Here is a 2,706-nt window from a genome sequence, read left to right on the forward strand (position 1 = left end):
ACCCTCGCTGACGCGAGGGACGCTCTCTTCCGCAGAGATGGGGAGGAAGAGGCGGGTGGACAGGCTCGTTCGCGCAGAGCTTATGAATCGAACACGCGGATAGACCAAAAAAAGAGGACGCCGATGCCGAGCTTTCGTGAGTCCCGCGACTTCCTGATCGCCAACCGCACCGACTACGAGGCCGCCTATGCGGGTTTCCGCTGGCCGGACCCGGTGCCGTTCAACTGGGCGCTCGACTGGTTCGACGCGGAACTCGCCGCCGCCTCCGAGAGCCGGGACCGGCCGGCCCTGTGGATCGTCGATGCGGCCACCGGCGCGGAGCAGCACATCACCTTCGGGCAGATGAGCGCCCGCTCGAACCAGGTCGCCAACCACCTGCGCGACCAGGGCCTGAAGCGCGGCGACAACCTGCTCCTGCTGCTGGGCAACGTCCCGGCCCTGTGGGAGACGATGCTGGCGGCGATGAAGCTCGGCGCCGTAGTGATCCCGGCGACCACCCTGCTGACGGGCGACGAGCTCGCCGACCGCTTGGAGCGCGGGCGCCCCCGGGTGATCGTGGCCGGGCCCGAACAGGTGGCCCGCTTCGAAGGGGTGGACAGCGCGGGCGCGGTCCGCATCGTCATCGGGCCAGGCGTGCCGGGCTGGCAGCCCTACGACGACGCCCTGCGCAGCCCCGGGACCTTCACGGCCGATGCGGCAACGCAAGCCGACGACCCGCTGCTGCTGTATTTCACCTCGGGCACCACGGCCAAGCCCAAGCTCGTGCGCCACAGCCACCGCTCCTACCCGGCCGGCGCCCTCTCGACCATGTACTGGCTCGGGCTCAAGCCCGGCGACGTGCATTGCAACGTCTCCTCGCCCGGCTGGGCCAAGCACGCCTGGTCCTCGTTCTTCGCCCCCTGGAACGCGGGTGCGACGATCTTCGTGGCCAACCAGGCGCCCTTCAGCGCCAAGGCGCTGCTCGACGTGCTGGAACGCTGCCGCGTCACCACCCTGTGCGCGCCGCCGACCGTCTGGCGGCTGATGATCCAGGAGGACCTGACCGGCCGGGACCTGGCTTTGCGCGAGGTCTGCGCGGCGGGCGAGCCCCTCAACCCGGAGGTGATCGAGCGCGTCGGGCAAGCCTGGGGGCTGACCATCCGCGACGGCTACGGCCAGACCGAGACCACGGCGATGATCGCCAACGCGCCGGGCCAGCCGGTGACGCCTGGGGCGCTGGGCAGGCCGCTCCCCGGCTACCGGGTCCGCGTGCTCGACATCGACGGCAACGCGGCGAGCGAGGGTGAGGTCTGCCTTTCCCTGGAGCCGGAGCGCCCGGCCGGCCTGATGCAGGGCTACGACGACGGCCACGGGCGGCTCGCCGGCGCATCGGGCGACCTCTACCGCTCGGGCGACGTGGCCTTCGTGGATGCGCAAGGCGGCTTCACCTTCGTCGGGCGGGCCGACGACGTGTTCAAGTCCTCGGGCTACCGCATCAGCCCGTTCGAGCTGGAGAGCGTGCTGCTCGAACACCCGGCGGTGGCCGAGGCCGCCGTGGTGCCGACGCCGGACGCGATCCGCTACCTGATCCCGAAGGCCTACGTCTCCCTGGTGGCCGGGGCCGCACCGAGCCGCGAGACGGCGCTCGACATCTTCCGGTTCACCAACGCCCGGCTTGCGACCTTCAAGCGCCTGCGCGGCATCGAGTTCGTGACCGACCTGCCCAAAACCATCTCGGGCAAGATCCGCCGGGTGCAGTTGCGCCGCCTGGAGCACGACGGCACCACCGACGACCCCTATCGCGGCCACGCCTTCGTGCAGTCGGACTTTCCAGAGCTGAAGGCGGAGGCGAAAGCCGACGACGCGGGAAAGACCGCGTGAGCGGTCTCAGACCCGGTGTGGGCTGGCCTTCGAGCCGGCGAGGCTGATCCGGGTCGGGCCGCTGGCGCGCGACCCGTAGGAGGGCGGCGCGTAGGGGCGGCGGGACAGATCGTAGAGGACGTTGCCGACGATGCCGGCGGCGCGCCGCAGGGTCGTGCCCTCACAGGTGGCCGCGATCCGGATACCCAGTTCGTGGGTGTGGCTGCGGCCGTAGAGGTAGACCGCGAGGCGGGCGCGGGTGGATTCGGGGATGCCGTCGACGAGGGCCGGGAGGCTCTCCGAATCGGCGCGCGAGATGCGGCCGAGCTCATCGAACGGGACGGGGCAATCGAGCGTCGGATCGTCGATGCTGGATGAGCGGGCTTGGGCCATGGCAACACCCTTTGTGTGTGAGATCACAGGATGCCGGTCTCAGGGTTAACGAAACGTCACCGGGATCGGCGCGGTCTCAGATTTCGTTAGGCCTGCGGCGATGGAACCGGAGAGGCTCCTATTTCGGCCCCATGCGCAGGGCCCCGTCGAGGCGCACGACCTCGCCGTTGAGCATGGTGTTCTCGATCGCGTGCTGCACCAGGGCGGCGTACTCGTCGGGCCGACCGAGCCGGGGCGGGAACGGCACGGCGCCGCCGAGTTCCGCCCGCACCGCCTCCGGCAGTCCAGCCATCATCGGGGTCTCGAACACGCCGGGTGCGATGGTGACCACGCGGATGCCGTGGCGGGCGAGGTCGCGGGCGAGCGGTAGCGTCATGCCGGCGACACCCGCCTTGGAGGCGGCATAGGCCGCCTGCCCCACCTGACCGTCGAAGGCGGCGATCGAGGCCGTGTTCACGATGACACCGCGCGCGC

Annotated in this window: 3 protein-coding genes; 1 reads left to right on the forward strand and 2 read right to left on the reverse strand. The window is 70.5% G+C overall.

Going from position 1 to position 2,706, the window contains the following annotated elements:
• The first annotated feature begins 123 nt into the window (after positions 1 to 123).
• Complete coding sequence (locus COGEMETH_RS24270) at positions 124 to 1,860, forward strand: AMP-binding protein (protein WP_238185238.1); 1,737 nt, start codon at positions 124 to 126, stop codon at positions 1,858 to 1,860.
• Positions 1,861 to 1,866: 6 nt separating this feature from the next.
• Here COGEMETH_RS24270 and COGEMETH_RS24275 read toward each other — a convergent pair whose 3' ends face one another.
• Positions 1,867 to 2,232 (reverse strand): hypothetical protein, encoded by a 366-nt coding sequence (locus tag COGEMETH_RS24275; protein ID WP_238185239.1) that lies wholly within the window; start codon positions 2,230 to 2,232, stop codon positions 1,867 to 1,869.
• A 118-nt stretch (positions 2,233 to 2,350) separates the two neighbouring features.
• On the reverse strand, positions 2,351 to 2,706 hold a 356-nt coding region (locus COGEMETH_RS24280; RefSeq protein ID WP_238185240.1), incomplete at its 5' end, for an SDR family NAD(P)-dependent oxidoreductase.

The organism is Methylobacterium trifolii (assembly GCF_022179685.1).
GTDB lineage: Bacteria > Pseudomonadota > Alphaproteobacteria > Rhizobiales > Beijerinckiaceae > Methylobacterium > Methylobacterium trifolii.